This window comes from Roseobacter sp. CCS2 (assembly GCF_000169435.1).
Classification (GTDB): domain Bacteria; phylum Pseudomonadota; class Alphaproteobacteria; order Rhodobacterales; family Rhodobacteraceae; genus Yoonia.
In genome coordinates, this window is record NZ_AAYB01000001.1 from 688,169 (window position 1) to 712,661 (window position 24,493).

A 24,493-nucleotide genomic window follows, 5' to 3' on the forward strand; every position below is an offset into this window, starting at 1 on the left:
ATGCAAATTATTGTCCGCCTTGATGTGATGCTGGCACTGCGCAAGATGAAATCGCGCGATCTGGCTGCGGCAGTGGGCATCACCGAACAGAACATCAGCCTGCTGAAGTCCGGCAAGGTCAAAGGCATCAGGTTTGATACGCTGGCCAAGATTTGTGCGGTGCTGGAGTGTCAGCCGGGGGACTTGTTAGAGGCGCAAACCCCTGCGGATGACGCTGATTTTATGCGCGCGGGTCGATGAAGGCTTTGCCATCAGGCCGGGCCAAGACTTCGGGCAATTTATCCATAGCGTTGGATAGCGGCACGATCCCTGCCACATCCGTTTTCCATGTACCGCTGATGAACCGTTCCTGAATTTCAACAAAAGCCTGTGGAATGCGCGATGGATCGACCTCTTTCATCCAGCGGGTCAGCCAGAACCCTTCGATCTGCTTGTTTTGAAAGATCATCTGCCCCAGTTGTGTCAGCGCAGGCGCATCAGTGGACAGCTTGCCATAGTTCACCCAACGTGCGTGGCTGGGCATGGCGAAGAACAGATCAGACGTGAATTGGTCACCAACAGCGTCCAACAGGATGCGCGGTTTGAGCGTTTGAAAGACATCTTTGGCGGTGCCCAGCGGGTCCAACTCTCCGGTCACGATCACTTCGGCGGCACCCAAAGCGCGCAAACTTTCAGCTTGCGCCGTGCGCCGTACAACCGCAATCGGCTTGATCCCGTGATCCCGGCCCAGCGCGATCAGCAGCTTGCCTAATTGCGACCCAGCGGCGTTGAGCACAAAACTATCCGCGCCGCTTTCTTTCACGATATCGAACATCGCAATCGCTGTTAGCGGATTGACCAATTGTCCGGCTGCATCGACTTCGGCCAGATCGGGACGACACGGGACCAGCCCGCTTGCATCCGTCATCGCATATTCTGCCCATGCGCCCGACGCCGAGGCAAAGAAACTCACCCGCTGTCCCAAAAGGGGTGTGTCGCCCGCCACAACTTCACCCAAACCTTCAAAACCAGCGGGCACACCCTTGATACGGGGCTGGCCGTATTCGCCTTTGATAAAATGGATATCGGACGGGTTCACTGCGGCCAAATGCACCTTGATCACCGCTTGCCCGTCGCCGGGTGCGGGTACGGAAACCGTCTCATCCGTCAGAAACGGCGTAAGATCGGTGATATTTGGCCCAGTTTGCGTGCCAGAATAACCATCATGCAGTTGGATCAGGGCCTTCATTTGCGCGGGCAATGTCATGGGGTAGGTATCCTCTATGCGCTGAATGGGTCAGCCATCATATGCGTAGGTTCAAATAACTTTGCGACCCGCTTGCGCGCTTTCAGCGGTGCGACAAACAAGAAATGCGTGTCAGATCCGTTATCAATAGACCACAGATCAAATCCTGCCGCCTGCAATGCCTTTGCATAGGCCTCAAACACGCCGGGCACACCGACTGAGCCGTTTTCAGGAAAGTCGGCGAGGTCAGGAAAAGTAATTTGATCACTTTGATCGCCCAGCGCGGTGGTGATCTGTGCGGGAAGGTCTTGGATGTCAGCCTTCCAATCCAGTGTGAACATAAAGGTCGTATGCCAGTCATCATTGAACATATAGGCAATTTCCATCGTAACACTTTCGGGGGTATCGTGCTGTTTGAAAATGGCCTTTATGTTGGTTTTGACTGTGGCCGGGTCCGCATTGTAGATCGCAATATCGGCCAGTTTCACATAGTTATTGCGGGCTTTCGTCGGGTCATAAAGCTCGCGCCGCAGCATTTGGAAAAGATCAACGTTGGGACCCGGCAGCAGTGGAACAGGGTCATGTAGCTTTTCCTTTTTCAGCAACTTTATCGCGCCCGCATCATCAATGGTTTCGGTTGGACGCGTCCGGCGCGCAGAGATAAGGTATCGCATTTCCGACAAAACACAGCGACGCCACACATCGTCGCCTACTTTTGTCAAATCGCCAGAAAAATCCGCAGGCGGTTCAAATAAGAAACGCGTGCGGTTCATTTTTTCATTATTGCCCTCTCCACCCATCAGCACAATTTTTGAGCCATCCACCCAAAATCCGGCCTCATCCAAGTGTTCATCTCGAAATTCGCCCAGAGTCGTACGCCCAATCTGGTATTCCCCTAAACAAAGCGCCTGCGCATTATGGGCCGTGATTGAAAACGCATACCCGCTATCTTGATCCGGCGCGACGCACAGTGCAGGTGCGCTAGGGTCGCCCGCATAAAGCGCAAAACCGTCTTCCGTTTGGGGTCCGTTGTAGCTTGGGACCGGTTCGGCCTTTACTGTCAGATGAGGAAACGCCAGTTGCAGTGCCTTATGGGAACATGGCAACCATGTCAGCGCATATCCAGCGATTTGGTCATAGTTCAGCACCAGATCGCCTTTGGGTTTTTTTGAGAATAGTCGCATGGACAGCTCCTTAATTTGACAATTTTATAAATCAAATGTCGCAAACACCGGCGCGTGATCGCTGGGCTTTTCCCACCCACGCGCATCACGCAGCACGCGGCTGCTGTGGGCGGCGTTCTTGATATCAGGTGTGGCCCAGATGTGATCAAGCCTGCGGCCCTTGTCGGCCGCATCCCAATCCTTGGCGCGGTATGACCACCAGCTGTACAGTTTGCCATCGGTAATGTCGTTGCGCGTGACGTCCGACCATGCACCGGCATCCATGACGTCGGCGAAATGTGCAACTTCAACCGGTGTGTGGCTGACCACCTTAAGCAGCTTCTTGTGATCCCAAACGTCATCTTCGCGCGGCGCGATGTTCAGATCACCGACAAGGATCGACTTTGTGGGCTTCTGCGCGTGATAAGCATCCCGCATATCGGTCAGGTAATCGAGCTTTTGGCCAAATTTCTCATTCACTTCCCGATCCGCCACATCGCCCCCTGCCGGGACGTAGTGGTTATGGATAGTCACGCCGTTTTCCAGCTTGCCCGCAATGTGACGGGCATGACCCAAACCAGCGTAGTCTTCTGCACCAGCTTCGACCATCGGGATTTTGGAAAATATCGCGACGCCGTTATAGCCCTTCTGCCCGCGCGCGGCCATGTGGGTGTAACCCAATGACTGAAATTGCGCCAAAGGGATCTTGTCGACCGGGCTTTTGCATTCTTGCAGGCACAGCACATCGGGCGCTTCATCACGCATGAGTTTCGCAACGATATCTTCGCGCAGGCGGACCGAATTGATGTTCCAGGTGGCAAGGGTAAAAGGCATGATGCTAACTTTCGTTGAAATGCGGTTCAGGACTTAGGACTGCAATGTGGCGGCGGGCCGGATAAACCCGGTTTGGATGCCGCGCCAGTTTTTCACCGGCGGATGCATGCGCGCAATCGCGGCCGGGTGGTCGGCATCCAACACACCGTATTTTACCAGCAGCGTCGTAATGGCGGCCTCACTCGCGCGGGTGGCACCATCTGCGATTTTCAGCGCGATGCCGATCCGTTTTTCCGGAACAATGGCGATAAACACACCTTCGGCCCCGGTTTTGATGGCAACCTTATGGTCCATCGCGCGCATCAGGTCAGTGCATGCGCGGGTTTCGCCCGCGACCAGTTCAGGATAGCGCGCCATCGCCGCAACCAGTTTTGCAGCAGCGTCACTGCGCCTGTCTGAACGATCTTTTGCTGTGGCAAAGAACGACATCGCCCGCGCCAGCCCGTGCACGGTGCAGGCATGGTTCGGGGCAGAGCAGCCGTCGATGCCATACATCGGACTGGTTTCCTGCGTCACCTCTTCAAAAGCCGTTTTGCAGGCTTGTTGCACCGGATGGTCGATCAATTCGTAGTCCGGCCCAGCTTTCAGGTGTTTGCTCAACATCAGGAAACCGGTGTGTTTGCCGGAACAGTTGTTATGCATCTGGCACGGTTCTTGATGCGCGCGGATCAGCCCATAACGCGCATCGGTATCCGCGGGCATCTGCGGCCCGCACCGAAAATCGTCATCGGTCAGGCCAAGATCTTTCAGCCACGTTTGCACGCGGTCGGTGTGAATAGCTGCCCCTTGGTGCGACGCACAGGCCAATGCCAGCTGTTCTTGGGTCAAATCTGCGCCTGCCCCGCTTTCCAACAATGGCAGCGCTTGGATCATCTTTGACGATGACCGGGGGTAGATGATGGCCTCGGGATCGCCCCAGGCCTCAATGATTTGGCCTGCGTCATCACACACAACAGCGTGACCTTGGTGGACGCATTCCAGCAGGTCCCCCCGCCACACTTCTACAAGATCAACAGGAATTGCCATTTTATTGCCTTTTTGGATTGTATAAGTCGGTCACGTAGCACAGAGCAGAGGGGCTTTCCCCCGCGGGCGATTTTTTGCTATGCTCTAAGCTATCGAGTTGAACAACGTCTCGCCAGTCGAAAAGGTGCCGGAAGATGCGCCAATGACCGGATGAGGCATCCAGAGGCAAGGACAGCTTGGAGGCTGTAAAATGATTTTAAATATTTCGCGTATGATTGGTGTGTCACTGGCACTGCTACTTGCAAATGCGGCAGTGGCGCAGGAAGAAAGCGATAATCGCGTGTCTGCAAACACCGATTGGAGCGTGTTTGTCGAAAGCGATCCAAGCGAATGCTGGGCCGTATCGGCACCCAAAGAGACGCTGAACACCCGCGACGGCAACTCAGTCGATGTCAGGCGGGGCGATATCCGCTTGATCGTGTTCTACCGTCCATCCGAAAACGTGAACGGTCAGGTGATGTTCACAGGCGGCTACCCTTTTGCGAACGAATCAACCGTCAGCATGCAAGTGGGCAACACGACCTTCCAGATGTTTACCAATGGTGAAACAGCTTGGCCTGCAACGCCAGAAGATGATGCCAAATTCGTCGCGGCCATGAAGCGCGGGGCCAATGCGGTCCTTACCGGTCGCTCAGGCCGTGGCACGCAAACGCAGGATACGTTCAGCCTGCTGGGGTTCACCGCAGCCGTGGATGAAGCAGCGAACCGCTGCTCAGGCTAAAGCACCCTTTTCCACCCAGCTAATAAAGAGGCGGTTTCCTTGTGAAAACCGCCTCTTTCTCTTATATGCCGCGCTAATCCGAGTTTGAGAGTGACCCCATGGACGCCAAGGCCCCCATCACCCAGGACGTGCTGACCATTCCGCGCAAGCTGCCGGAAGGGCCGCAGAACCTAATCGGTCTGTCGCGCGATCAGATGCGTGATGCGCTGATCGCTGTTGGTACGGCAGAAAAGCAGGCCAAGATGCGGGTCGGTCAGATTTGGCAGTGGATTTATCACTGGGGCGTGCGCGATTTTAGCGCGATGACGAACCTGTCCAAAGACTATCGTGCGATGCTGGCCGAGACTTTTGTGATAGCATTGCCCGAGGTGGTGACGCGTCAGGTGTCGGATGATGGCACCCGCAAATACCTTGTCCGCATTGCTGGCGGTCATGAGGTTGAGGTGGTTTATATCCCTGAAACGGACCGCGGCACGTTGTGTATTTCCAGCCAGGTGGGCTGTACGCTGACCTGTTCATTCTGTCATACTGGCACGCAAAAGCTGGTGCGCAACCTGACGGCGGCTGAGATCATTGGTCAGGTGATGATTGCCCGCGATGATCTGGACGAATGGCCAGAGCCCGGCACCCGCACAGAGGACACCCGCCTTTTATCAAATATTGTGCTGATGGGCATGGGCGAGCCGCTTTATAATTTTGAAAACGTGCGCGACGCGATGAAGATCGCGATGGACCCAGAGGGGATTTCACTATCACGCCGCAGGATCACGCTATCGACATCGGGCGTGGTGCCAGAGATTGCGCGGACTGCACAGGAAATTGGTTGTCAGTTGGCCGTGTCTTTTCACGCGACGACAAATGATGTCCGTGACCGATTGGTGCCGATCAACAAGCGTTGGCCGATTTCTGATCTGCTTGATGCGCTGCGTGAATATCCGAAAGTGTCAAATTCTGAACGGATCACCTTTGAATATGTGATGCTGGATGGGGTGAACGACAGCGACGAAGATGCCCACCGCTTGATCAAGCTGATCGAAGGCATCCCCGCCAAGATCAACCTGATCCCATTCAACGAGTGGCCCGGCGCGCCATACAAACGGTCATCGAACAACCGTATTCGCAAATTTTCTGAGATTATCTATCAAGCTGGGTATGCATCACCTGTGCGCAAACCCCGCGGCGAGGATATCATGGCCGCATGCGGACAGCTGAAATCCGCGACCGAACGGGCGCGCAAATCCAAGGCGCAAATCGCGCAAGAGGCCGGACTTTAACGGCGCGTTTACCATGCTGCGGCATGGTGAGAAAATGGATACTGCGACAGTACATATGCCACCTGAAATGGTGGCCGCCCTGCGGCAGATCGCAGAGCGGATGAGCGGCTTGTCGCGCCCTTGCGGGCGCTTCTCGCGGATGATCTGGCTTATGCGACCGGTTGGGATGATTTACAGGCGCGGTTATCGCGCAAAGGTTATCAATTGCGCGAAGCGGGCGGCGGATTGGCCTTGCATGATGCCGCTGGTGCGCGGTTCTGCAAAGGGTCTGATCTTGGCTATAGCTACAGTCGCTTGATGCGCCGCTTTGATGCCCCGTTTCCGGGGCACCGGCATCGCTATCTTTACCACAAGGCGCATTAGCGCCCCGGGATAACCCCGCGTTTTTCGCCCTTGCCTTCCCAATTCTCCAAGGCGGATATGGCCTCTTCTGCCGTATCGACAAACCGAAACAGCTTTAGATCATCCGCCGAAATCGTGCCCGCATCTGCCAGCGCATCCCAATTGATGATTTTTTCCCAAAAGCTTTTGCCGAACAACAGAAACGGCACCTGTTCCATGCGCCCGGTCTGAATTAGCGTCAGGGCCTCAAACATTTCATCCAGCGTGCCAAAGCCGCCCGGAAAAACGCACACCGCAGAGGCGCGCATCAGGAAATGCATCTTGCGGATCGCGAAGTAGTGGAAATTGAAGCACAGCTCTGGCGTCACATAAGGGTTCGGCGCCTGCTCATGCGGCAACACGATGTTCAGGCCGATGGACCGCCCGCCTGCTTCCTCAGCGCCGCGATTTCCAGCCTCCATAACGCCGGGACCGCCGCCTGTGACAATCACATCGTCAGTGCCGCCGGTTTGCATCGACTTTGCCGTGATCATCTGGGCAAAGCGCCGGGCCTCTTCATAATACTTTGACAGATCAGACAGCGTTTGCGTGCGCGCGGTGTCTTTCTTGGCAGGCTCTGGAATGCGTGCACCGCCAAACAAAACAATGGTCGAATTCACATCCGCCTCGTTCATCAACATCTCTGGCTTCAGCAGTTCCAACTGCAATCGCACAGGCCGCAGTTCTTCGCGGCACATAAAATCGTCGTCTGCAAAGGCCAGCGCATAGGATGGTGCCCGCGTTTGCGGCGTGTCGGGGACTTGCTTGACCTCTTCGCGGTCCTGATGGCTGTCGCGGAACGGGTGGTGGCGGTTGTCTTTCATAAATTCTGTATCCTGACTTTCGGTTCCCGGCAGAGTTGCCCGTCACCGCCCAAGATGCAACGCCATAGACATAGATTGATTGATCCGCCCCACCCCGCTAAATACCCCAGTAAATTATCTGACCGGAGAACGCGCCTATGTCTAATGCCGCCCTAGAGACCGCCATCGAAGCCGCTTGGGACGCCCGCGATCAGGTCACGACATCCACCCAAGGTGAAACCCGCGAAGCGATCGAAGACACGTTGAATGCGCTTGATAGCGGCAAACTGCGCGTGGCCGAAAAGCTGGACGACGGCAGCTGGCATGTGAACCAATGGGCTAAAAAGGCGGTTCTGCTGTCCTTCCGCCTAAACGACATGGAGCCGATTTCTGGCGGCAATGGCGGGTCAACGTGGTGGGACAAAGTGCCCTCAAAATTTGATGGCTGGGGCGAAAACCAGTGGCGTGATGCGGGCTTCCGTGCTGTTCCCGGCTCTATCGTGCGTCGGTCGGCTTATATCGCCAAAGACGTGGTGTTGATGCCCTCTTTCGTGAACCTTGGCGCTTATGTCGATGAAGGGTCTATGGTGGATGGCTGGGCAACAGTCGGGTCCTGCGCGCAGATCGGCAAGAACGTGCACCTTTCTGGCGGCGTTGGCATTGGTGGTGTTCTAGAGCCGATGCAGGCGGGTCCAACCATTATCGAAGATAATTGCTTTATCGGGGCTCGTTCCGAAGTCGTCGAAGGTTGCATCGTGCGCGAAGGATCGGTCCTTGGCATGGGTGTGTTTATCGGCCAATCCACCAAAATCGTGGACCGCGAAACCGGCGAAGTGATGTATGGCGAAGTGCCGCCTTATTCTGTTGTCGTGGCAGGGTCGATGCCGTCCAAAAACAATATTAGCCTGTATTGCGCTGTGATCGTGAAGCGGGTTGACGAGCGGACACGCTCAAAAACCGGCATCAACGAATTGCTGCGTGACTAAGTGATTATCAGCCGCCTTCTGGCGCGCAAGCGCATCGCGAGGGGCGAGCGCCCGTCGTTCAAAGCAGCATGGTTGCCGGTTGCAGGTGATATCATCGTGATTGCTATTTTGCTTGCGATGTTGTGGCAACCCGCCCTGACATTTATCTATGTCATGGAATTTTCCCTGCCCCTGACGATTCTTGTTTTGATGCTGGTGATCTACGCCCCGTTACAGATCGTCATCATCGTTTCAACCATCTGGGCAGTCCGGTCGCGCTGGGAAGAGAAAGAAACGAAATGAGCAAGAAAGAAAGCCGTCAGCAGGTCTATACGCTCTTGGTCGAAGTGGGCCGAAACACCGATGATGGCCTGCCGGCAGAGGCAACAGGTGCGGCATTGATGTGCTATGCCAGCGGCGTGGATGAGGCAGAGGCGGTGCGTGAAACCGTCGCGATCCTCAAGCAAGCAGACCTCGCGCCTTTGGATGTCTCGGGGTATGGCACGCTGGACGAACGCCTTGCTGAGGGGCACGATATTTCGGATGACGAAAAGGCGCTGATGGTCCGTGCTTTGGCAGAAAACAGCGTAATCGTGGCCCAGATGACGCCGTTTTTTGACAAAGCTTAACAACAGGCCCCCGCTATGCCTGTGATCCTTCAGGGCGCGCTGCCTGCGGCCCAATCTGGCAATCCGCGCTTACCCGGTACGATGCCTTGCGGTCCGAATGACTGGCTGCGCGTTGATGATGCATATCGCGCACAGATGGCCTATCGCACGCAATTATTGGCGGACCGGCGGGATGCTGTGCTGCGCGAAAACAAAACGGTCGGCCAAGAGCTGTTGGCCGAAACGCTCAAGCTCTTACCTGACAAGGGGTTCAAGGTTGCGAAAGATAGCGTCACTTGCCCCGATGGGCGCAGGGTCGTTCTTGACTGGAACGCGCCACTATACACGCTGGGCCATGTTGTGCAGGAGGATATTTGCCTGCTGGAAAAACGCGGCGACGCGCATGTGCTGACAGGGGCTGTGTTGTGTTTTCCGGCCAACTGGCGTCTTGCTGAAAAGATGAACCAACCCTTGATTGGCATTCATGCGCCTGTTCCTGAATACACCGAAAATATCGCGCGCCGTGTGCAGCGCTTGTTTGATGGGGTAAAGGTTGGGCGCCCCCTGTGGCGCTTTAATAAGCTAGGTTATGGCGACGCCGACCTGCATCAACCTTATAAGAAAACCGATACCGATAAGATGCCATTTGTGCGGTCAGAAAGGCAGTGTATTTTGCGGCTGCCCCGCACCGATGCGGTCGTCTTTACGATCCACACCTTCGTGGTGCGCGATAGACCACAGCTGCTGAATGTGCTATAGGTGTTGCACCCGCTGACGGGTCACACAAAGAAAGTCAGATCATGAAAAAGATCGACGTAGACGCAGATACAAAACGCTCAAAATTCTTGATCAAGGCGATGGTCATTCAGGTCGTACTGGTGTTGGTTCTAATGTTTGTGTTCTGGGCCTATCTGGCAGCCTGATCAATTTCAAAAATTGCATCCTTGCACCCTTCCCGCTAGCCATAGCGCAAAGGAGCTTTATTCATGCCAATTGATCCCGTTGCTTTGACCGCTGAACTGGTCCGCTGCCCATCTATCACACCGCACGAAGGCGGTGCTTTGGTATTGCTGGAAGATGTGCTGACCAAAGGCGGGTTCACCTGCACGCGTGTGGATCGCGGCGATGTCTCAAACCTCTATGCCCGTTGGGGCCGGCAAGGTGCGAACCGCACGTTTGGCTTTAACGGGCATACCGATGTTGTACCTTTGGGGGATGAGGCTGCCTGGACCATGCCACCCTTTGAGGCCGAGATTAAGGATGGCTATCTTTATGGGCGCGGGGCGACGGATATGAAATCCGGTGTCGCCGCTTTTGCCGCCGCTGCGATTGATTTTGTCCAAAATACGCCCCCAGACGGGGCGGTTGTTCTGGCCATTACCGGCGATGAAGAAGGCGACGCGGTTGATGGCACGACCGCCTTGCTGGACTGGATGGCCACCAATAACGAGGCCATGTCCGTTTGTCTGGTGGGTGAACCGACCTGCCCTGACGTGATGGGTGAGGCGATGAAAATCGGACGGCGCGGGTCTATGACAGCGTTCTTTACGATGACCGGCGTGCAAGGCCATGCGGCCTACCCCCATCGCGCCAAGAACCCAATGCCTGCGATGGCTCGGCTAATGGATGTCCTATCGTCGCGCGTGCTGGACGAAGGTACCACGCATTTTGATCCGTCGTCTTTACAAGTGCTGACCATCGACACCGGCAATCCAGCGACCAATGTGATCCCGTCACACACCAAAGCGACTGTGAATATTCGCTTCAACGACACACACTCCAGCGCTGATCTGACCACATGGATGCAGGAAGAGGCCGATAAGGTGGCGGCTGCGTTCGATATTCAAGTCGACATGCGTGTGCGTGTGTCAGGCGAAAGCTTTGTCACACCGCCGGGCGATTTGTCTGATCTGGTCGGCAAGGCCGTTGAGTCCGAGACCGGGGTGAAGCCTGAACTGTCAACAACGGGGGGGACGTCGGATGCGCGCTTTGTGAAACATCATTGCCCGGTCGTGGAATTCGGGCTGGTCGGCAAGACCATGCATCAGGTGGACGAGCGTGTCGCGGTCGAACAGATTGGCCAGCTTAAGGCCATCTATACACGTATCTTGCGCGACTATTTCGCATGATTTCTGTCGTTACCGATTACGCGCCTTGTATCGCACTCCGGCGTCAGGTCTTCATTAACGAACAAGGCATCTCAGAGGCGGATGAAATCGATGATCTTGATCCTGTTGGGGTGCATCTGCTGGCAGTGATTAACGGACAACCGGTCGGTACGGCGCGGATCCTGATTGATGGTGCGATTGGTAAGATTGGCCGGATTTGTGTGGTGCGCGAACAACGGGGCACCGGGTTGGGTGCCGCATTGGTCAACGCATCAATTGACTATCTGCGCGGCCAGAATGGTATCACGCACGCCAAACTGGGCGCGCAAGATCATGCCATCGGGTTTTATGCACGCCTTGGTTTTGCGGCCACCGGCCCATTTTATGACGATGCGGGCATCCCCCATCAGGACATGATCCGAGAGTTGTGATGACGCCCGCATCGCACCGTGTTAGGCGGGTGACATGACACGTATTCCTTCCAAAGCCGAAATCCTTGCCTGGATTTCAGAACACCCCACCAAAGCCGCCAAACGCGATATCGCAAAGGCCTTTGGCATTAAAGGGGCCGCGCGGATTGACCTGAAACGCCTGCTGAAAGAGCTTGAGGAAGAAGGCAAGCTGACCAAGCGGCGCAGTTCTTATCGCGATGCCGAAGACTTGCCACCGGTGGCAGTGCTAGAGGTCGTTGGCGCGGATGCTGATGGCGATCTGTTTGCGCGTCCCTTGGAATGGAAAGGCGAAGGTGCCGAACCGCGCATTTTGATGATGTTACGTTCAAGCGATCCTGCTTTGGGCGCAGGCGATCGCATATTGGGCCGCCTGACCGTCGATCAGACAGAAGATCACAGCCACACCGCCCGCATGATCCGCCGGATTGGCACGAACCCGCAGCGTATCTTGGGCGTCTTCCGCGCAGGTTCGGAAGGTGGGCGTGTTCTGCCCATCGATAAGGGTGCAGACAAACAATGGACAGTTGCTGCGGGTGCTACGGGTGGTGCCAAAGACGGTGAACTGGTCGAGGCTGAACAGGCTGGACCCAAAGGCCGGATGGGTCTGCCCAAGGCGCGCATCGTCGCCCGTCTGGGTGATCCAACCGAACCGCGTGCGGTGTCACTGATTGCGATCCATCAACACGGCATTCCCGATCATTTTCCCGACGACGTGGTCGCAGAAGCAGATGCCGCCAAACCCGCAGGGCTAAAAGGGCGCAAAGATCTGCGCGACCTGCCTCTTGTGACAATCGATCCATGGGACGCCCGCGACCATGATGATGCCTGTTTTGTTGAACCCGACCCTGACCCAAAGAATGCGGGCGGTTTCATCATCTGGGTCGCGATTGCGGATGTCGCCCACTATGTCACGCCGGGGTCCGAACTGGACCGCGAGGCGCGCAAACGCGGTAATTCCACATATTTCCCTGACCGTGTTGTGCCGATGCTGCCGGACCGTTTGTCGGGTGATCTGTGTTCGCTGCACGAAGGGGTTGAGCGCGCCTGTCTGGCCGTGGCCATGCGCGTTGATATGGCGGGTAACAAGATAGATCACGCCTTTCATCGCGGGCTGATGAAATCGGTCGCTTCATTGAATTACGAAGAGGTGCAGGCGGCCGTTGATGGCCAGCCTAACGACAAAACCGCCCCGTTGATGGATGATATCATCACACCGCTTTACGACGCATATGCTGCGTTGACCAAGGCCCGCGCCCAGCGTCAGCCGCTGGAACTGGACCTGCCAGAACGCCAGATCGTGCTGGATGACAATGGTAAGGTCACGTCTGTACAATACAAAGAACGGCTGGACGCCCACCGGCTGATTGAAGAATTCATGGTTCTGGCCAACGTCGCCGCAGCCGAAACGCTGGTTGCCAAGAAATCCCCGCTGCTGTTCCGCGTGCATGAAGAACCGAGCCCCGAAAAACTGGAGGCGCTACGCGAGGTGGCGACCGCCTCTGGTTTGGTTTTGGCCAAAGGACAGGTTCTGAAAACGGCCCACCTGAATAAGCTGCTGAAGGGTGCTGCCGGCACCGAGAATGACGAGTTGATCAATATGGCGACCCTGCGGTCAATGACGCAGGCATACTATTTCCCCGAAAATTTTGGGCACTTCGGGCTGGCCCTGCGCGCCTATGCGCATTTCACCTCACCCATCAGGCGCTATGCCGACCTGATCGTGCATCGTGCGTTGATCAAGGCGCATGGCTGGGGCGATGATGGGCTGAGTGCGTGGGATATGGAACACCTGACGGACACGGCAAAGCAGATCAGCGATACCGAACGGCGGTCAATGACGGCAGAACGGGATACGACGGATCGCTATCTTGCCGCCTTTTTGTCAGACCGGATCGGGGCAGAGCTGACCGGGCGCATTAGCGGGATCGCCAAGTTCGGTGTCTTCGTCAAGCTGGACGAAACAGGCGCCGACGGCATGATCCCGATCCGCACGTTGGGACGTGAGTATTTTCATTATGATGCTGAGACGCAAACCCTGATGGGGTCGGATACCGGCGTGGTGATCGGCTTGGGTCAGCGCGTCACAGTCAAATTGGCAGAGGCCGCACCCGTGACAGGTGGGCTGATCGTGGAGCTATTGACGCTGGAAGACCGCATCATGCCAAAAGGCCCATCGCGCGGACGCGGAAAACCACCACGACGCAAGGTCGGGTCGGCGCGCAAGAAGGCGGCAAAGACCGCACGCAAGGTCAAGCGCACGCGTAAGTGAGCCGGTCTATCTATTCTGTAAATGATACGTCAGTCCGTGCCGGATAAGCAGGCGCAGCCGATCGGGTGCGCTGGCGTCGGCGTTGTCGAATATAACCGCACGATTGCCCTCGATCCGGTCCATATTGGGAAACGTCGCGGCATAAGTGCTGATAATCTGCGTACCACAATGGGCAAAGATCGCCGCCTCTCCGGCCTTGGTCGCACCTATGCGCAGGGTAGACCCTGCTTTTGTTTTCGGCGTGATGTAGGACGGCTGACCCCAGCGTAGTGTTTCCTCAATCGGTCCTGCCTTGGGCGTTTCAGCCGCGACTGCAAAGATCAGATCGCGCAAAGTGAATGCCGCTTCACGCGCAGATGCAGGCAACGCCTGATACGCGTCAGACACGGCGACACTGGCGAACGGCGGTGTGCTTTGCTTGATCATGTGAATAGCCTAACATCAGCGCAACAATGATCAAATCCTGTTCTCTTCGGCGACATTTCGACCGACATTGAAGCTATACCTTTTTCCGCGCGCAATTTGCGTTAAGCTAAGCAAAAAAATGGAGGCAAACATGCACCGCAGGCACTTTATCGCAGCAAGTCTTTCAACCATCGCATTGCCGTCGCTGGCCACCGCGCAGGCGTCCGGGTTTCAGAACTGGATCGCCGCATTTCGCGGGCGCGCCCGGGCCGCAGGCATCAATGACCGGACCTTCAACGCAGCCTTTGCAGACATCCAGTACCTGCCAGACAGTATTGAACGTGACCGCAATCAGGCCGAATTCGTGCGCCCCTTGGCAGACTATATGTCGACCGCCGTATCAGACACCCGCGTCAGCAACGGGCGCGACATGGTCCGCCGCTATGCGGGCCTGCTGGCGCAGATCGAAGCACGGTTCGATGTGGAACCGCAGGTCGTCGTGGCCGTTTGGGGTATGGAAAGCAACTATGGGCAAAGGCGCGGCGATACGCCTCTGATCTCGACCCTTGCGACGCTTGCTTATGACGGGCGGCGGGGGCAGTTTTTCGAAAGCCAGTTGATCGCGGCATTGAAAATCCTGCAAAATGGTGACGTGGCCCCCCGCAACATGACAGGATCATGGGCCGGGGCGATGGGGCACACGCAGTTTATCCCAACATCTTACGAGGCCTACGCCGTTGATTTCACCGGTGACGGGCGGCGCGATATCTGGACCGATGATCCAAGCGATGCGCTGGCCTCAACCGCTGCATATTTCCGTCGGTTTGGTTGGCGCAAAGGGCAGCCTTGGGGTGTTGAGGTGCGTTTGCCGCGCGCGTTTGACTTTGGTCAGACCGGGCGCACGGTCACACGCCGACCCAGTGAATGGGCCCGTTTGGGTGTTGTTGGCGTCGATGGACGCGCTGTGCCTGACTACGGCGATGCCACACTTAGTACGCCGACAGGTGCGGGTGGACCTGCCTTCCTGCTGTTCCGCAATTACGATGTGATCGGGCGCTATAACAACGCCGAAGCTTATATCATTGGTGTTGGCCATCTATCTGATCGCATTCGCGGGGCGGGGCCGCTGCAAACAGCCTTTCCCGCCGACGAAAGGCGTCTGCGCCGCGCTGAACGACGCGAATTGCAACAACGGCTGACCAATAGAGGCTTTTCGACCCAAGGGGTTGATGGGCGCATCGGACCAAATTCCCGTGCGGCAATCAGAGCCTATCAGCGCAGTGTTGGTTTGCCGCCGGATGGGCACCCGTCGATGGGATTATTGCAAAGGCTGCGTTGAACAGACCCCACCTTGCATGCATGTGGTGAGCATCTGAAGAACCGCTTCGCTTGGTTGCTCAAAGATCATGCCGCCACAGGCCCCGGCCTGCATGGTGACCGGGGCGTCGGCGGCTTCAACAAAGTAAACCGCATCAACCCCGCTGCGGGCCGAGCCGCACCATGGACCAGCGCAAGTCACCTGTAAGGTTGCGTCGCTGTGGTAATCGATTGTGAAACCATCACGGCTAAGGCCCTTTCCGGCAAAGCGGGCGGCAATCGGATCAGGTGCGCGGGATTGATCCATAGAAACACCTGCGGGCAAATCCGCCTCATCAAAGGTCAGTTGCCCGTAAAGAACGAAATAGCTTTCAGGCGCTGCGGCCAGTCGCTGAAACGTCTCAACCGGATCAGGGCGCATGCAGCTAAGGGCATGGCCTTGCCCGGCAACCATTGCAATGACGGCGGCAAGAAAAAGTGGTTTCATCGTGCTGATCCTTTTGTTGGGTCCCGGATTTGACGGATCTGGTATGACAATCCTTGGCCGTTATTTCAAATATTCACAGTTTGGCGGCAAACTCCGCCAAGACCTGCTCATATACCTTTCGTTTAAATGGTACGATGTTATCGACAATTTTGTCAGCCGCCATCCACTGCCACGCGGTAAATTCCGGGGTCTTGGTCTGAAGATCAATTTGGTTATCCAGCCCGTGAAAGCGCATTAAATACCATTTTTGTTCCTGCCCACGATAGCGGCCTTTCCAGATATTTGGCACCAATTCGTGGGGAATATCATAGCGGATCAGACCAGCACTTTCGGCCTCAATCGTGACCATTTTGGGGGACACACTGGTCTCTTCTTCAAGCTCGCGTAGTGCGGCATCACGGCTACTTTCGCCTTTATCTACACCACCTTGGGGCATCTGCCAGGCATCTGTATCACGGTCTTTGCGTTGGGCGACGAAGATATGTCCGCGCGGGTTGATCAGCATGATCCCCACGCAGGGGCGGTAAGGCAGTTCGGCAATTTCTTCTGGAGTCATAAATGGGCCTTGGTGTTTCATATGCGTACCTCTTGATTTGACCCAAGAGTACAACCATTGCGAGCGGTTATGCGATAACAAGCCGGGTCTGATGCCGGATGCGCGCGGCGACCCAACGCAGGTGATCAGGGCGACACGCCACGCACCCGGCGGTGGGCCGGCCGGGGCCACGCCATGCATGAATAAAGATCGCCGAACCACGCCCTTTGACGGCATATGGCCAGTTCCAGTCGGTCAGGATCACAAGGTCATACATCGGATCAGCACGGCGCAAGCGTTCATGGCTGTAGGCGTGCGGCGCATGAACCATCATGTTGTAGTCTTCGTCGCGCACATCGTCCGACCACAGGTCAGACGGGCCAATCGGCAGTGCCCAGTCAGCAGGCCGCGCCATCCGATCCGGGCGGTAAAGCATACCGACAAGACGGTGAGTGCCATATGGAGTGGCGCCATCACCCTCTTGCTTGCGGTGCGTCAGCCCCCCGCGTCCAATCGTGCAGGGAAAGCGGCGGTTCATAAAACGCAGGTAGGTGGGGGTTAGAACGAGATCGAGTTGTTTCATAAGACGATGTAACCACAAAAGGAGCGGCGGTGACGACCCCAATGTTGCCGCTTACCCAAATGGCGTAAGTTCATTATAGCTATGCATAAGTGTTCATGTTACGTTCCAACTAACGAGGGGAGTGTATCATGCCGACAGCCAAGAAACTGAATGGAACGCTGCGCGCTTTTATCGAGAAGCAGAAGCTGTTTTTTGTGGCGACAGCTACCGCAGACGGGCGGGTTAACCTTTCGCCTAAGGGTATGGATTCACTTCGGATTATTGATGATAATCGCATCGTTTGGTTAAATCTGACTGGTAGCGGCAATGAAACGGCAGCCCACTTGCGCGACGTCAACCGCATGACATTGATGTTTTGTGCCTTTGAGGGTGACGCGCTGATCCTGCGAACCTATGGACAGGCACAAACACTGCATCCTGCTGACGAAGGCTGGGATGCTGCGATTGGCCATTTCCCTGAGATGGCGGGCAGTCGGCAGATCTTTGATATGACCATTGATCTTGTGCAGACATCTTGTGGTACGGGCGTACCGGTGATGTCGTTTGCGTATGACCGCGGACCGGCGGAACTTCTTCCCTATTATGCTGATATGGGCACAGATGGGGTTGAGGACTTCTGGAACCGTCGGAATTCAGAAAGCATCGATGGGAAACCGACAGGGATCGTTAGACGAAGTTAACGGGTATTGATCCTATCCTTCTTGAATGTCTTGCCCGGCGTCCAAGTGCAGCTGTCTCAATACATCGCTTGCGGTGGTTTCAAGTTGCTTGATGGCGTGACTTCCAGGATCAAGCGTGCGCACCGTTTCAATATCCTCAAGAGCTTGGTACACTTGCGCCTCATCTTTGGTTTGCCAAGCCAAGATAAGAAAAATAGCGGCACGGCGTTCATAGTAGTTAGCGCGAGGGGTCTCGTTGCGCAGTTCAATCGCCGCGCTGATATCTGCGAGCGCCTCAAACGGCGCGTTACGCTGGCGCAAGTTCAACAAGGCGCGGTTTGCATATGCGGGGGCGGCATCTTCTTTCGCATCAATTACGTAAGTAAAGTCCCGATAGGCCTGATCGCGGTGCGCATCTGTAATACCTTGATGAAACAAATAAAGCGCGCGCGAATAGGTCGCGTTGATTTTGTCTTCAGCGACCAAGACATAGGTATCGCAAGCAGCAATCTGTTTGAGAGTTGAAAGATCATTGCCAGAGAGAGGGTCGATGCCTTCGATACACCCGCGCAAAGCGATTGTTTCGGGGGTCGTCTCATCAGTTGGGATTAGCGGAGACTCTGGTCGCGTTGCGACAACGGCGGCGTCGTGAGACATCAGCGTTAAAATACCGGCCGCACCCAAAATAACTGCGGTCAACATTCGCAACCAAATCTTCATTCAGTGACCTGCATTTTTTCGTTCTACAAAAGATGTCCTGATTTCGCGGCTTTCGTCGCGAGATATGCGTGATTATGTGCATTCTCGCCCACTTTCAACGGCACCCGTTCAATGACGCTGATCCCGCAAGCCTCCATCCGGGCGATTTTTGCGGGGTTATTCGTCAGCAACCGCACTGATCCAAACCCCATCCGCTTGAGGATTTCTGCACCGATCCGAAAATCACGCTCATCATCCTCAAACCCAAGGCGATGGTTGGCCTCGACCGTGTCAAACCCTTGATCTTGCAAGGAATAAGCGCGCATCTTGTTGGCCAGTCCGATACCCCGCCCTTCTTGGTTCAGATACAGCAAGACCCCTGCACCTTCGGTTCCCATCTGCGTCAAGGCACCGCGCAGTTGCGGGCCACAATCGCATTTCAAAGACCCCAGAAGGTCACCGGTAAAACAGGCTGAATGCAACCGAGAAAGCACTGGCTGGCTGCGATCAGGTTTGCCAATCTCAACCGCGTAATGCTCTTCTGCGCCATCATCCGGGCGGAAGATGTGCAAGCGCCCGGCCTCGGACACATCCAGGGGCAAACGGGCCGAAATGATAGGGTTCAAAGGGCTAAGGCCAGTGTCCAATGCCGCATCAGCCGGCACCAGCGTTAGATTGTTTTGCGCTGCAAATCCGGCGGCATCATTCAGCAAAAGAACAACTGCGGCAGGCAACAGCCGTGCCGCTTTGACCATGGCAATCGCGGCACGGTGCAGGTCTGCCGACCCATCACGCGTTGTTTGCAGCGGACCTTTCATCGGTGCGCGCAGGTCATCGGCCGGGTCAGCGACCGTGCGCACCCAATTCAGGGTTGCGTCAGGCGGCAGAACGATACGTGCGACATCGCCATCATACACGCGCGCTTTCAATGTCTCTGCCCGCCGCCCTGTCACGGCAAGTGCGGCCTGCCCGCCCAACGTGCGTACATCTGCCAATCGCGCAGCGTCTAGTGTCTCAGCCGCCAGAACCAAGGCACCGCCTTCCAGCACGACGGGGACGCCCATTCGCAAATCGGCCCGGGCGCGGGCCAGTCGTTCGGTAATATCGGGGGCAAATCCCATGATGCAAACCTTTCAATTGTTTCAACTGATAGTCGTTTTCGCCGGAAAGTGAAACATTTGAACGTTAAATCACACGTCCGTGTGAAACGGTGAAGCCACTGGTTGTTTGATACGTAAACAAATCACAAATCTAATTCGTAACGAAGGAGGATGTCATGGGACAACTCAAGAAGATTCTACTCGTCGATGATGACGATGACCTGCGCGAGGCACTTGGCGAACAATTGCTGATGACCGAAGACTTTGACGTCTTTGAGGCAGACGATGGTGCCAGTGCGATGGTGAAAGCCAAGGAAAGCCTTTACGATCTGATGATCCTTGATGTGGGCCTGCCCGATACCGACGGTCGCGAACTTTGCCGCCTGATGCGCAAGCAAGGTGTGAAGTGCCCTATCGTGATGTTGACGGCGCAGGACACTGATGCAGACACGATCTATGGGCTGGATGCCGGTGCCAATGACTATGTGTCTAAGCCATTCAAATTCCCCGTTCTTTTGGCCCGTATCCGCAGCCAATTGCGCACCCATGAACAGTCTGAAGACGCTGTTTTCCAGCTTGGGCCGTATACGTTTAAGCCTGCCCAAAAGATGCTGGTAACAGAGGACGAAAAGAAGGTTCGTTTGACGGAAAAAGAAACGAATATCCTGAAGTTTCTGTACCGCGCAACCGAAGGTGTTGTCGCCCGCGACGTGTTGCTGCACGAGGTTTGGGGTTATAATGCGGGCGTGACCACGCACACATTGGAGACACATATTTACCGTCTTCGCCAAAAAATTGAACCAGATCCGTCCAATGCGCGCCTTCTTGTGACCGAATCCGGTGGCTATAGATTGGTGGCGTAGTACTCCTCCCGGTGATTTTGAGCCCTCCCTCTCACGATCACCGGGTTCCCAAGAATCCCGCCGGAGATCGGGTTATATCTCCACCTCCCTGTTGGACTTGCCCGGACCTTTGTGTCCGGGCTTTTTTTTACAAAACCAGATCGTTGTCTTCCTCTTCCTCGCGACTTTCATCATGGGCAGCTAATGCGATCCCGAAGGTTAGAATACCAACGCGCCCTGCGGTCATAAGGACGATAACGACAATCTTGCCGATATCGGACAAGTCACCGGTTAACCCCATGCTTAGCCCCACCGTGCCCATCGCTGAAATCACCTCGAACATCACAACCTCAAAGGCCGCATCTGTTTCTGTTAACAAAAGCACAAACATCGCGATCAAAAGCAGGGTCATGTAAAAAGCAAGGCCCGCTGTCGCGGCCTGCAACTTGACCAGCGGGACTTCGCGTTTGAAAAACCTGATACGGTCACGTCCTTTCAAGGTAGACCGGACAAGCCCGACTAAGGCCGCGAAAGCAGTTGTTTTCAGACCACCGCCGGTTCCTGCCGGTGACGCCCCGAATATCATCAGGAAATACATGATAATCAGCACCGCCGCACTAAGCGCACCAATGGGATGCGTATTAAAGCCCACAGTCGTGGATGCGGTCATCGCCTGAAAAAAGGCTGCAAGCCAACGTTCTTCGGCAGGCAAGGTAGCAATCGTCGGTTCAGCCAGCGCCAAAAGGACCGTCCCGATCAGCAAGAACCACAGGGTGATACGCACAATGACCTTGGATGTGAAACCAAGATGCCGTGCTTGCCCCGTCAGCGTTCGCCACGTGTCGACAACAATAAGAAAGCCCATCGCGCCCAGCAGGCTAAGCGTGGCGATGATGATATTCAGCGCGCCATCAGCCCTGAAAGCCTCAAACGATGTTGAAAACAGTGAAAACCCTGCCGTGCAGAAAGCCGAAACCGCATGAAAAATGGCCATCCAAACCGGGTTTTCCACGCCCTGCCCTGCAAAAACAAAATAAAGCGCGATTGCGCCCACAGCCTCGACCAAAAGTGTGAAGACGATGACCGCCCTGACAAATACGGCAGGGCGCACATCTGATGGTAAATTGAACGCATGTTTGACAGCATGCGTGCGCAGGCCGGACATCTTGTTCTGCACGGCAAGGACGGTAAACGACCCGATGGTCATATAGCCTAGGCCGCCAATCTGTATCAGCAAAAGTATGATCAATTCACCCGCAAAGCTGAAGCTGCCCCCGGGGTCCACCGTGACAAGACCTGTCGTCGACACCGCTGATGTCGCGATAAACAACGCATCAAGCGCGCTGACGACACCCTCTTGGGCGAAAGGCATCGCAAGCAATGCCCAACCAATGATCATATAACTCAAATAGCCCAGCAAAAGCATCTTTGCTGGCGCCAGACGCAGCAGGCTGGTGCGGGTACGCGCAACAGCTTGAAGTGCGGATTTGAACATTGGGTGCTCCTGTGACAGCATTGAGTGATCAGTTTGCGAGCTGCAACAGGCCCGGGGCTATTAACAATGACATAGGGCAACACAATTGTGTTGCCCAGATCAAGAGGTTCAAAATGAAAACTGCCAAAGACTTCATGGAAGATGCCAATGCTGTCGTGCCGCGGATAACCGCCGAAGACGCCGTTGCAAAGTATAATGCCGGCGGCGGGGTCTTTGTGGACGTGCGCGACAGCGGCGCGATTGACAAAACCGGCACGATCAAAGGCGCTCATCGCATCGCCCGCGGCATGATGGAGTTTGTCGCCGACCCGGCGACCCCCTACCACAACGAGGCGTTGCAAAAAGATGCGGATCTTTATCTTATCTGCGGCGCAGGTGGGCAGGCCGCACTGGCTGGCAAAACCCTCAGAGAGATGGGTTTTGAAAAGGTCACCAACATCGGTGGTTTCGGCGACTGGAAAGAAGCGGGCGGCCCCACCGAAGACTAGGCCAGCGCCTGATCCCAATCAGCGATCAAATCGCCAATATCCTCGATCCCGACAGACACGCGGATCAGGTTTTCAGGAATGCCGGTATGCGGTTCAATCGTGTGCCGGTGTTCCACCAGACTTTCTACACCGCCAAGGGATGTGGCGCGCAGAAAGAGCTGCAATTTACCAACGACACGCAAAGCGTCGTCTTTGTCGCCTTTGACCAGCACGGACAGCAGACTGCCATATCCGCCCGTCATTTGGTGCTTTGCTGTTTGATGCCCGTTGTGTGACGGCAGCCCCGGATAAAACACATCATCTACCGCCATATGCGCCAGTAAATGTTCTGCCAATGCTTGCGCGTTCTGCGACATGCGTTCCACCCGCAAGGGCAAGGTCCGCATTGCACGTGTCAGCATCCATGCTTCAAACGGGCCAAGGATGGCGCCCGCCATCTTGCGGTCATCGCGGATCATTCCCCAGATTACAGCATCTTTGGCTTTGGTCGACAGCACACCTGCCAAAACATCCGAATGTCCGTTGATCCCCTTGGTCGCAGAATGCATCACGATGTCCGCACCGAAATCCAGACAACGCGTCAGGATTGGCGTTGCGGCGGTCGCGTCCACAACGAGGGTCGCATCGGATGCGTCAGCGATTGACTGAATGTCGACCGTTTTGAGCCACGGGTTCGACGGCGTCTCAATAAATACCAAATCGGCTTTCGTGGTTTTGCAGGTTGCGCGCAGATCATCCGCGTCAACCTCGACCAACGTAATCTCGCGGCGCGCGCAGAAATCCCTGATCCAGGCGGTTGTGCCCCAATAGATGCCAGATTGCACAATCACGGTGCTGCTGTTCGGCAAGGTGCGGAACACGGCTGCAATTGCCGCCATACCTGAGGGAAACAGAAACGTCTCCGCGGCCCCTTCCAATTGTCGCAGGACCTCTTCCGCTTGGCGCAAATTGTCTGAATCCGCGCGCGCATAAATATTGTCGGATCGCACCAACGCATAATCCGCATCGCGCAAATAGGTGGTTGAAGGCTGCAACGCGGGCACGACGCCGCCTGATTGCGGATCAATGGCACCTGCGGCATGGGCTGCAATAGTGGCGGGCTTGCTATCTTTGTTCATAACATCTTGTGCCGTGTGATGGGCACCTGATGCAAGTGACGACTACGTCACAAATTCATCCCGACTGTAGCCCTGCACATACAAAAGCGCGGTCAGATCACCATGATTGATCCGCACGTCGCAGCGGGCCTGCACGGTCGGTTTGGCGTGAAGTGCCACACCCGTACCGGCCAATTCCAGCATACCAAGATCGTTGGCACCATCACCAACGGCCAGCACATCATCTGCTGACAAGCCCAAGCGCGATGTGATGTCTTTCAACGCGTCAACCTTGGCCGCTTTGCCCAAAATCGGGCGACCGACATCTCCGGTCAGCTTGCCATTGGCGGCGATCAACGTGTTTGCCCGGTTTTCGTCAAACCCAAGGGCGGCTGCAACGCGCGCGGTAAATGCCGTGAACCCACCTGAAACAAGGGCAGCATAGGCCCCGTGTGCTTTCATCGTGTTCACTAATTCATAGCCGCCCGGCATATGGCTGATACGTTCATCCAACACCTGTTCGATCATGGCTTCGGGCATACCTTTGAGCAATCCAACACGCTCAATCAGCGCCTCTTCGAAATCCAGCTCGCCATTCATTGCCCGCGCTGTGATGTCAGCGACCCGCGCACCAACCCCCGCTTCGGCGGCCAGTTCGTCAATGCATTCCTGCCGGATCATGGTGCTGTCCATATCGGCCAGCAACATCTTTTTACGGCGTCCTTCAAGCGGCTGGATCACCAGATCAACACAGCCTTTTTGCAGGTCTGCCCAGACATCCCATTGATTGTCTGGTGCAACCGGAATGGCGAATTCCGCCGCTTCATCGACAGCCAGCCAATTGGCATCCCCGCCGCCCCACGCATTGCGCAGGTTATCGACTAAAGCCGCATCTAAATTGCGTTCTTTTGGCGTGGTGATCAGTGTGACAACCTGCATGGCGGACCTCATTAAGAT

Annotated in this window: 30 protein-coding genes; 16 read left to right on the plus strand and 14 right to left on the minus strand. The window is 55.7% G+C overall.

Annotated features, from left to right (window positions below; translation table 11 throughout):
• Positions 1–240: a helix-turn-helix domain-containing protein gene (locus RCCS2_RS03500; RefSeq protein ID WP_037293469.1), complete on the plus strand. Its 240-nt coding sequence runs from the start codon at positions 1–3 to the stop codon at positions 238–240.
• On the opposite strand, the gene RCCS2_RS03505 is transcribed toward RCCS2_RS03500, so the two are convergent.
• From RCCS2_RS03505 to RCCS2_RS03520, 4 genes are read right to left on the minus strand one after another with little or no spacing between them, the layout of a single operon-like run.
• On the minus strand, positions 221–1,246 hold the full coding sequence (locus tag RCCS2_RS03505; protein ID WP_008231334.1) for a zinc-binding dehydrogenase: 1,026 nt from the start codon (positions 1,244–1,246) through the stop codon (positions 221–223). The genes RCCS2_RS03500 and RCCS2_RS03505 overlap by 20 nt on opposite strands.
• 14 nt (positions 1,247–1,260) lie before the next feature.
• Positions 1,261–2,409, minus strand: coding sequence for a DUF6630 family protein (locus tag RCCS2_RS03510; RefSeq protein ID WP_008231335.1), 1,149 nt, complete (start codon positions 2,407–2,409; stop codon positions 1,261–1,263).
• 24 nt (positions 2,410–2,433) lie between these two features.
• The gene (locus RCCS2_RS03515; protein WP_008231337.1) at positions 2,434–3,222 is read right to left on the minus strand and encodes an exodeoxyribonuclease III; all 789 of its coding nucleotides are present in this window, start codon (positions 3,220–3,222) and stop codon (positions 2,434–2,436) included.
• 33 nt (positions 3,223–3,255) lie between these two features.
• Complete coding sequence (locus RCCS2_RS03520) at positions 3,256–4,248, minus strand: asparaginase (protein ID WP_008231340.1); 993 nt, start codon at positions 4,246–4,248, stop codon at positions 3,256–3,258.
• Positions 4,249–4,438: 190 nt separating this feature from the next.
• On the opposite strand from RCCS2_RS03520, the gene RCCS2_RS03525 reads away from it, so the two are divergent.
• The 3 genes from RCCS2_RS03525 (at position 4,439) to RCCS2_RS03535 (ending at position 6,606) form a co-directional block, all read left to right on the plus strand.
• The gene (locus RCCS2_RS03525; protein ID WP_198007000.1) at positions 4,439–4,969 is read left to right on the plus strand and encodes an invasion associated locus B family protein; all 531 of its coding nucleotides are present in this window, start codon (positions 4,439–4,441) and stop codon (positions 4,967–4,969) included.
• 98 nt (positions 4,970–5,067) lie between these two features.
• Positions 5,068–6,243 carry a 23S rRNA (adenine(2503)-C(2))-methyltransferase RlmN gene (gene rlmN / locus RCCS2_RS03530; protein WP_008231344.1) on the plus strand — a complete coding sequence of 392 codons (1,176 nt, stop codon included), beginning with the start codon at positions 5,068–5,070 and terminating at the stop codon, positions 6,241–6,243.
• A gap of 120 nt (positions 6,244–6,363) precedes the next feature.
• Positions 6,364–6,606, plus strand: coding sequence for a hypothetical protein (locus RCCS2_RS03535; RefSeq protein ID WP_008231345.1), 243 nt, complete (start codon positions 6,364–6,366; stop codon positions 6,604–6,606).
• On the opposite strand, the gene RCCS2_RS03540 is transcribed toward RCCS2_RS03535, so the two are convergent.
• On the minus strand, positions 6,603–7,448 hold the full coding sequence (locus RCCS2_RS03540; protein WP_008231347.1) for a TIGR00730 family Rossman fold protein: 846 nt from the start codon (positions 7,446–7,448) through the stop codon (positions 6,603–6,605). The genes RCCS2_RS03535 and RCCS2_RS03540 overlap by 4 nt on opposite strands.
• A 137-nt stretch (positions 7,449–7,585) precedes the next feature.
• Here RCCS2_RS03540 and dapD point away from each other — a divergent pair, with 137 nt between their 5' ends.
• The 8 genes from dapD (at position 7,586) to rnr (ending at position 13,829) form a co-directional block, all read left to right on the plus strand.
• A complete protein-coding gene (dapD, locus tag RCCS2_RS03545) occupies positions 7,586–8,413 on the plus strand; it encodes a 2,3,4,5-tetrahydropyridine-2,6-dicarboxylate N-succinyltransferase (RefSeq protein WP_008231349.1) in 828 nt (275 codons plus the stop codon).
• Positions 8,414–8,695 carry a hypothetical protein gene (locus RCCS2_RS03550; protein ID WP_008231354.1) on the plus strand — a complete coding sequence of 94 codons (282 nt, stop codon included), beginning with the start codon at positions 8,414–8,416 and terminating at the stop codon, positions 8,693–8,695.
• A complete protein-coding gene (locus RCCS2_RS03555) occupies positions 8,692–9,021 on the plus strand; it encodes a hypothetical protein (RefSeq protein WP_008231356.1) in 330 nt (109 codons plus the stop codon). Before RCCS2_RS03550 ends, RCCS2_RS03555 begins: the two co-directional genes overlap by 4 nt.
• A gap of 15 nt (positions 9,022–9,036) precedes the next feature.
• Positions 9,037–9,759, plus strand: coding sequence for a heme-dependent oxidative N-demethylase family protein (locus RCCS2_RS03560; RefSeq protein ID WP_008231369.1), 723 nt, complete (start codon positions 9,037–9,039; stop codon positions 9,757–9,759).
• Positions 9,760–9,800: 41 nt separating this feature from the next.
• Positions 9,801–9,923, plus strand: coding sequence for a hypothetical protein (locus RCCS2_RS18745; RefSeq protein ID WP_008231371.1), 123 nt, complete (start codon positions 9,801–9,803; stop codon positions 9,921–9,923).
• Positions 9,924–9,986: 63 nt separating this feature from the next.
• The gene (gene dapE / locus RCCS2_RS03565; protein WP_008231372.1) at positions 9,987–11,129 is read left to right on the plus strand and encodes a succinyl-diaminopimelate desuccinylase; all 1,143 of its coding nucleotides are present in this window, start codon (positions 9,987–9,989) and stop codon (positions 11,127–11,129) included.
• Positions 11,126–11,539: a GNAT family N-acetyltransferase gene (locus RCCS2_RS03570; RefSeq protein WP_008231380.1), complete on the plus strand. Its 414-nt coding sequence runs from the start codon at positions 11,126–11,128 to the stop codon at positions 11,537–11,539. The genes dapE and RCCS2_RS03570 overlap by 4 nt, the downstream gene beginning before the upstream one ends.
• 34 nt (positions 11,540–11,573) lie before the next feature.
• A complete protein-coding gene (gene rnr, locus RCCS2_RS03575; protein ID WP_008231381.1) occupies positions 11,574–13,829 on the plus strand; it encodes a ribonuclease R in 2,256 nt (751 codons plus the stop codon).
• Between the two features lie 6 nt (positions 13,830–13,835).
• Here rnr and RCCS2_RS03580 read toward each other — a convergent pair whose 3' ends face one another.
• Positions 13,836–14,255 carry a DUF1801 domain-containing protein gene (locus RCCS2_RS03580; protein ID WP_008231382.1) on the minus strand — a complete coding sequence of 140 codons (420 nt, stop codon included), beginning with the start codon at positions 14,253–14,255 and terminating at the stop codon, positions 13,836–13,838.
• Positions 14,256–14,385: 130 nt separating this feature from the next.
• Between RCCS2_RS03580 and RCCS2_RS03585 the strand changes: the two genes are divergently transcribed.
• Positions 14,386–15,573 (plus strand): lytic murein transglycosylase, encoded by a 1,188-nt coding sequence (locus RCCS2_RS03585; protein WP_156788410.1) that lies wholly within the window; start codon positions 14,386–14,388, stop codon positions 15,571–15,573.
• Here the strand turns inward: RCCS2_RS03585 and RCCS2_RS03590 are convergent.
• From RCCS2_RS03590 to RCCS2_RS03600, 3 genes are all read right to left on the minus strand, one after another.
• Positions 15,553–16,038 (minus strand): hypothetical protein, encoded by a 486-nt coding sequence (locus tag RCCS2_RS03590; RefSeq protein WP_008231384.1) that lies wholly within the window; start codon positions 16,036–16,038, stop codon positions 15,553–15,555. The genes RCCS2_RS03585 and RCCS2_RS03590 overlap by 21 nt on opposite strands.
• Positions 16,039–16,111: 73 nt before the next feature.
• The gene (locus RCCS2_RS03595; protein WP_037293478.1) at positions 16,112–16,594 is read right to left on the minus strand and encodes an RNA pyrophosphohydrolase; all 483 of its coding nucleotides are present in this window, start codon (positions 16,592–16,594) and stop codon (positions 16,112–16,114) included.
• Between the two features lie 67 nt (positions 16,595–16,661).
• Entirely contained in the window at positions 16,662–17,156 is a 495-nt protein-coding gene (locus tag RCCS2_RS03600; RefSeq protein WP_008231389.1) for a L,D-transpeptidase family protein, read from the minus strand.
• Between the two features lie 128 nt (positions 17,157–17,284).
• On the opposite strand from RCCS2_RS03600, the gene RCCS2_RS03605 reads away from it, so the two are divergent.
• On the plus strand, positions 17,285–17,836 hold the full coding sequence (locus RCCS2_RS03605; RefSeq protein WP_008231391.1) for a pyridoxamine 5'-phosphate oxidase family protein: 552 nt from the start codon (positions 17,285–17,287) through the stop codon (positions 17,834–17,836).
• Between the two features lie 12 nt (positions 17,837–17,848).
• Here the strand turns inward: RCCS2_RS03605 and RCCS2_RS03610 are convergent, their stop codons facing one another.
• Positions 17,849–18,535, minus strand: coding sequence for a hypothetical protein (locus RCCS2_RS03610; protein WP_008231392.1), 687 nt, complete (start codon positions 18,533–18,535; stop codon positions 17,849–17,851).
• 23 nt (positions 18,536–18,558) lie between these two features.
• Positions 18,559–19,635 carry a GTP cyclohydrolase II gene (gene ribA / locus RCCS2_RS03615; protein ID WP_008231393.1) on the minus strand — a complete coding sequence of 359 codons (1,077 nt, stop codon included), beginning with the start codon at positions 19,633–19,635 and terminating at the stop codon, positions 18,559–18,561.
• A gap of 155 nt (positions 19,636–19,790) precedes the next feature.
• Between ribA and RCCS2_RS03620 the strand changes: the two genes are divergently transcribed.
• Entirely contained in the window at positions 19,791–20,477 is a 687-nt protein-coding gene (locus RCCS2_RS03620; RefSeq protein ID WP_008231394.1) for a response regulator transcription factor, read from the plus strand.
• A gap of 127 nt (positions 20,478–20,604) precedes the next feature.
• On the opposite strand, the gene RCCS2_RS03625 is transcribed toward RCCS2_RS03620, so the two are convergent.
• Complete coding sequence (locus RCCS2_RS03625) at positions 20,605–21,951, minus strand: TrkH family potassium uptake protein (RefSeq protein ID WP_008231396.1); 1,347 nt, start codon at positions 21,949–21,951, stop codon at positions 20,605–20,607.
• Positions 21,952–22,064: 113 nt separating this feature from the next.
• On the opposite strand from RCCS2_RS03625, the gene RCCS2_RS03630 reads away from it, so the two are divergent.
• On the plus strand, positions 22,065–22,439 hold the full coding sequence (locus RCCS2_RS03630) for a rhodanese-like domain-containing protein (protein ID WP_008231397.1): 375 nt from the start codon (positions 22,065–22,067) through the stop codon (positions 22,437–22,439).
• On the opposite strand, the gene RCCS2_RS03635 is transcribed toward RCCS2_RS03630, so the two are convergent.
• Together RCCS2_RS03635 and serB are read right to left on the minus strand one after the other, a co-directional pair.
• The gene (locus RCCS2_RS03635; RefSeq protein ID WP_008231400.1) at positions 22,436–23,557 is read right to left on the minus strand and encodes a trans-sulfuration enzyme family protein; all 1,122 of its coding nucleotides are present in this window, start codon (positions 23,555–23,557) and stop codon (positions 22,436–22,438) included. The two genes, RCCS2_RS03630 and RCCS2_RS03635, sit on opposite strands and share 4 nt — an antisense overlap.
• Positions 23,558–23,599: 42 nt before the next feature.
• Complete coding sequence (gene serB, locus RCCS2_RS03640) at positions 23,600–24,475, minus strand: phosphoserine phosphatase SerB (RefSeq protein WP_008231402.1); 876 nt, start codon at positions 24,473–24,475, stop codon at positions 23,600–23,602.
• Between the last annotated feature and the right edge of the window lie 18 nt (positions 24,476–24,493).

What these genes read in the sequence shown, in the direction of transcription:
- RCCS2_RS03500 (WP_037293469.1), top strand. Translation starts at nt 1, where the DNA reads ATGCAAATTATTGTCCGCCTTGATGTGATGCTGGCACTGCGCAAGATG.
- RCCS2_RS03505 (WP_008231334.1), bottom strand. Translation starts at nt 1,246, where the DNA reads ATGACATTGCCCGCGCAAATGAAGGCCCTGATCCAACTGCATGATGGT.
- RCCS2_RS03510 (WP_008231335.1), bottom strand. Translation starts at nt 2,409, where the DNA reads ATGCGACTATTCTCAAAAAAACCCAAAGGCGATCTGGTGCTGAACTAT.
- RCCS2_RS03515 (WP_008231337.1), bottom strand. Translation starts at nt 3,222, where the DNA reads ATGCCTTTTACCCTTGCCACCTGGAACATCAATTCGGTCCGCCTGCGC.
- RCCS2_RS03520 (WP_008231340.1), bottom strand. Translation starts at nt 4,248, where the DNA reads ATGGCAATTCCTGTTGATCTTGTAGAAGTGTGGCGGGGGGACCTGCTG.
- RCCS2_RS03525 (WP_198007000.1), top strand. Translation starts at nt 4,439, where the DNA reads ATGATTTTAAATATTTCGCGTATGATTGGTGTGTCACTGGCACTGCTA.
- rlmN (WP_008231344.1), top strand. Translation starts at nt 5,068, where the DNA reads ATGGACGCCAAGGCCCCCATCACCCAGGACGTGCTGACCATTCCGCGC.
- RCCS2_RS03540 (WP_008231347.1), bottom strand. Translation starts at nt 7,448, where the DNA reads ATGAAAGACAACCGCCACCACCCGTTCCGCGACAGCCATCAGGACCGC.
- dapD (WP_008231349.1), top strand. Translation starts at nt 7,586, where the DNA reads ATGTCTAATGCCGCCCTAGAGACCGCCATCGAAGCCGCTTGGGACGCC.
- RCCS2_RS03555 (WP_008231356.1), top strand. Translation starts at nt 8,692, where the DNA reads ATGAGCAAGAAAGAAAGCCGTCAGCAGGTCTATACGCTCTTGGTCGAA.
- RCCS2_RS03560 (WP_008231369.1), top strand. Translation starts at nt 9,037, where the DNA reads ATGCCTGTGATCCTTCAGGGCGCGCTGCCTGCGGCCCAATCTGGCAAT.
- RCCS2_RS18745 (WP_008231371.1), top strand. Translation starts at nt 9,801, where the DNA reads ATGAAAAAGATCGACGTAGACGCAGATACAAAACGCTCAAAATTCTTG.
- dapE (WP_008231372.1), top strand. Translation starts at nt 9,987, where the DNA reads ATGCCAATTGATCCCGTTGCTTTGACCGCTGAACTGGTCCGCTGCCCA.
- RCCS2_RS03570 (WP_008231380.1), top strand. Translation starts at nt 11,126, where the DNA reads ATGATTTCTGTCGTTACCGATTACGCGCCTTGTATCGCACTCCGGCGT.
- rnr (WP_008231381.1), top strand. Translation starts at nt 11,574, where the DNA reads ATGACACGTATTCCTTCCAAAGCCGAAATCCTTGCCTGGATTTCAGAA.
- RCCS2_RS03580 (WP_008231382.1), bottom strand. Translation starts at nt 14,255, where the DNA reads ATGATCAAGCAAAGCACACCGCCGTTCGCCAGTGTCGCCGTGTCTGAC.
- RCCS2_RS03585 (WP_156788410.1), top strand. Translation starts at nt 14,386, where the DNA reads ATGCACCGCAGGCACTTTATCGCAGCAAGTCTTTCAACCATCGCATTG.
- RCCS2_RS03590 (WP_008231384.1), bottom strand. Translation starts at nt 16,038, where the DNA reads ATGAAACCACTTTTTCTTGCCGCCGTCATTGCAATGGTTGCCGGGCAA.
- RCCS2_RS03595 (WP_037293478.1), bottom strand. Translation starts at nt 16,594, where the DNA reads ATGACTCCAGAAGAAATTGCCGAACTGCCTTACCGCCCCTGCGTGGGG.
- RCCS2_RS03600 (WP_008231389.1), bottom strand. Translation starts at nt 17,156, where the DNA reads ATGAAACAACTCGATCTCGTTCTAACCCCCACCTACCTGCGTTTTATG.
- RCCS2_RS03605 (WP_008231391.1), top strand. Translation starts at nt 17,285, where the DNA reads ATGCCGACAGCCAAGAAACTGAATGGAACGCTGCGCGCTTTTATCGAG.
- RCCS2_RS03610 (WP_008231392.1), bottom strand. Translation starts at nt 18,535, where the DNA reads ATGAAGATTTGGTTGCGAATGTTGACCGCAGTTATTTTGGGTGCGGCC.
- ribA (WP_008231393.1), bottom strand. Translation starts at nt 19,635, where the DNA reads ATGGGATTTGCCCCCGATATTACCGAACGACTGGCCCGCGCCCGGGCC.
- RCCS2_RS03620 (WP_008231394.1), top strand. Translation starts at nt 19,791, where the DNA reads ATGGGACAACTCAAGAAGATTCTACTCGTCGATGATGACGATGACCTG.
- RCCS2_RS03625 (WP_008231396.1), bottom strand. Translation starts at nt 21,951, where the DNA reads ATGTTCAAATCCGCACTTCAAGCTGTTGCGCGTACCCGCACCAGCCTG.
- RCCS2_RS03630 (WP_008231397.1), top strand. Translation starts at nt 22,065, where the DNA reads ATGAAAACTGCCAAAGACTTCATGGAAGATGCCAATGCTGTCGTGCCG.
- RCCS2_RS03635 (WP_008231400.1), bottom strand. Translation starts at nt 23,557, where the DNA reads ATGAACAAAGATAGCAAGCCCGCCACTATTGCAGCCCATGCCGCAGGT.
- serB (WP_008231402.1), bottom strand. Translation starts at nt 24,475, where the DNA reads ATGCAGGTTGTCACACTGATCACCACGCCAAAAGAACGCAATTTAGAT.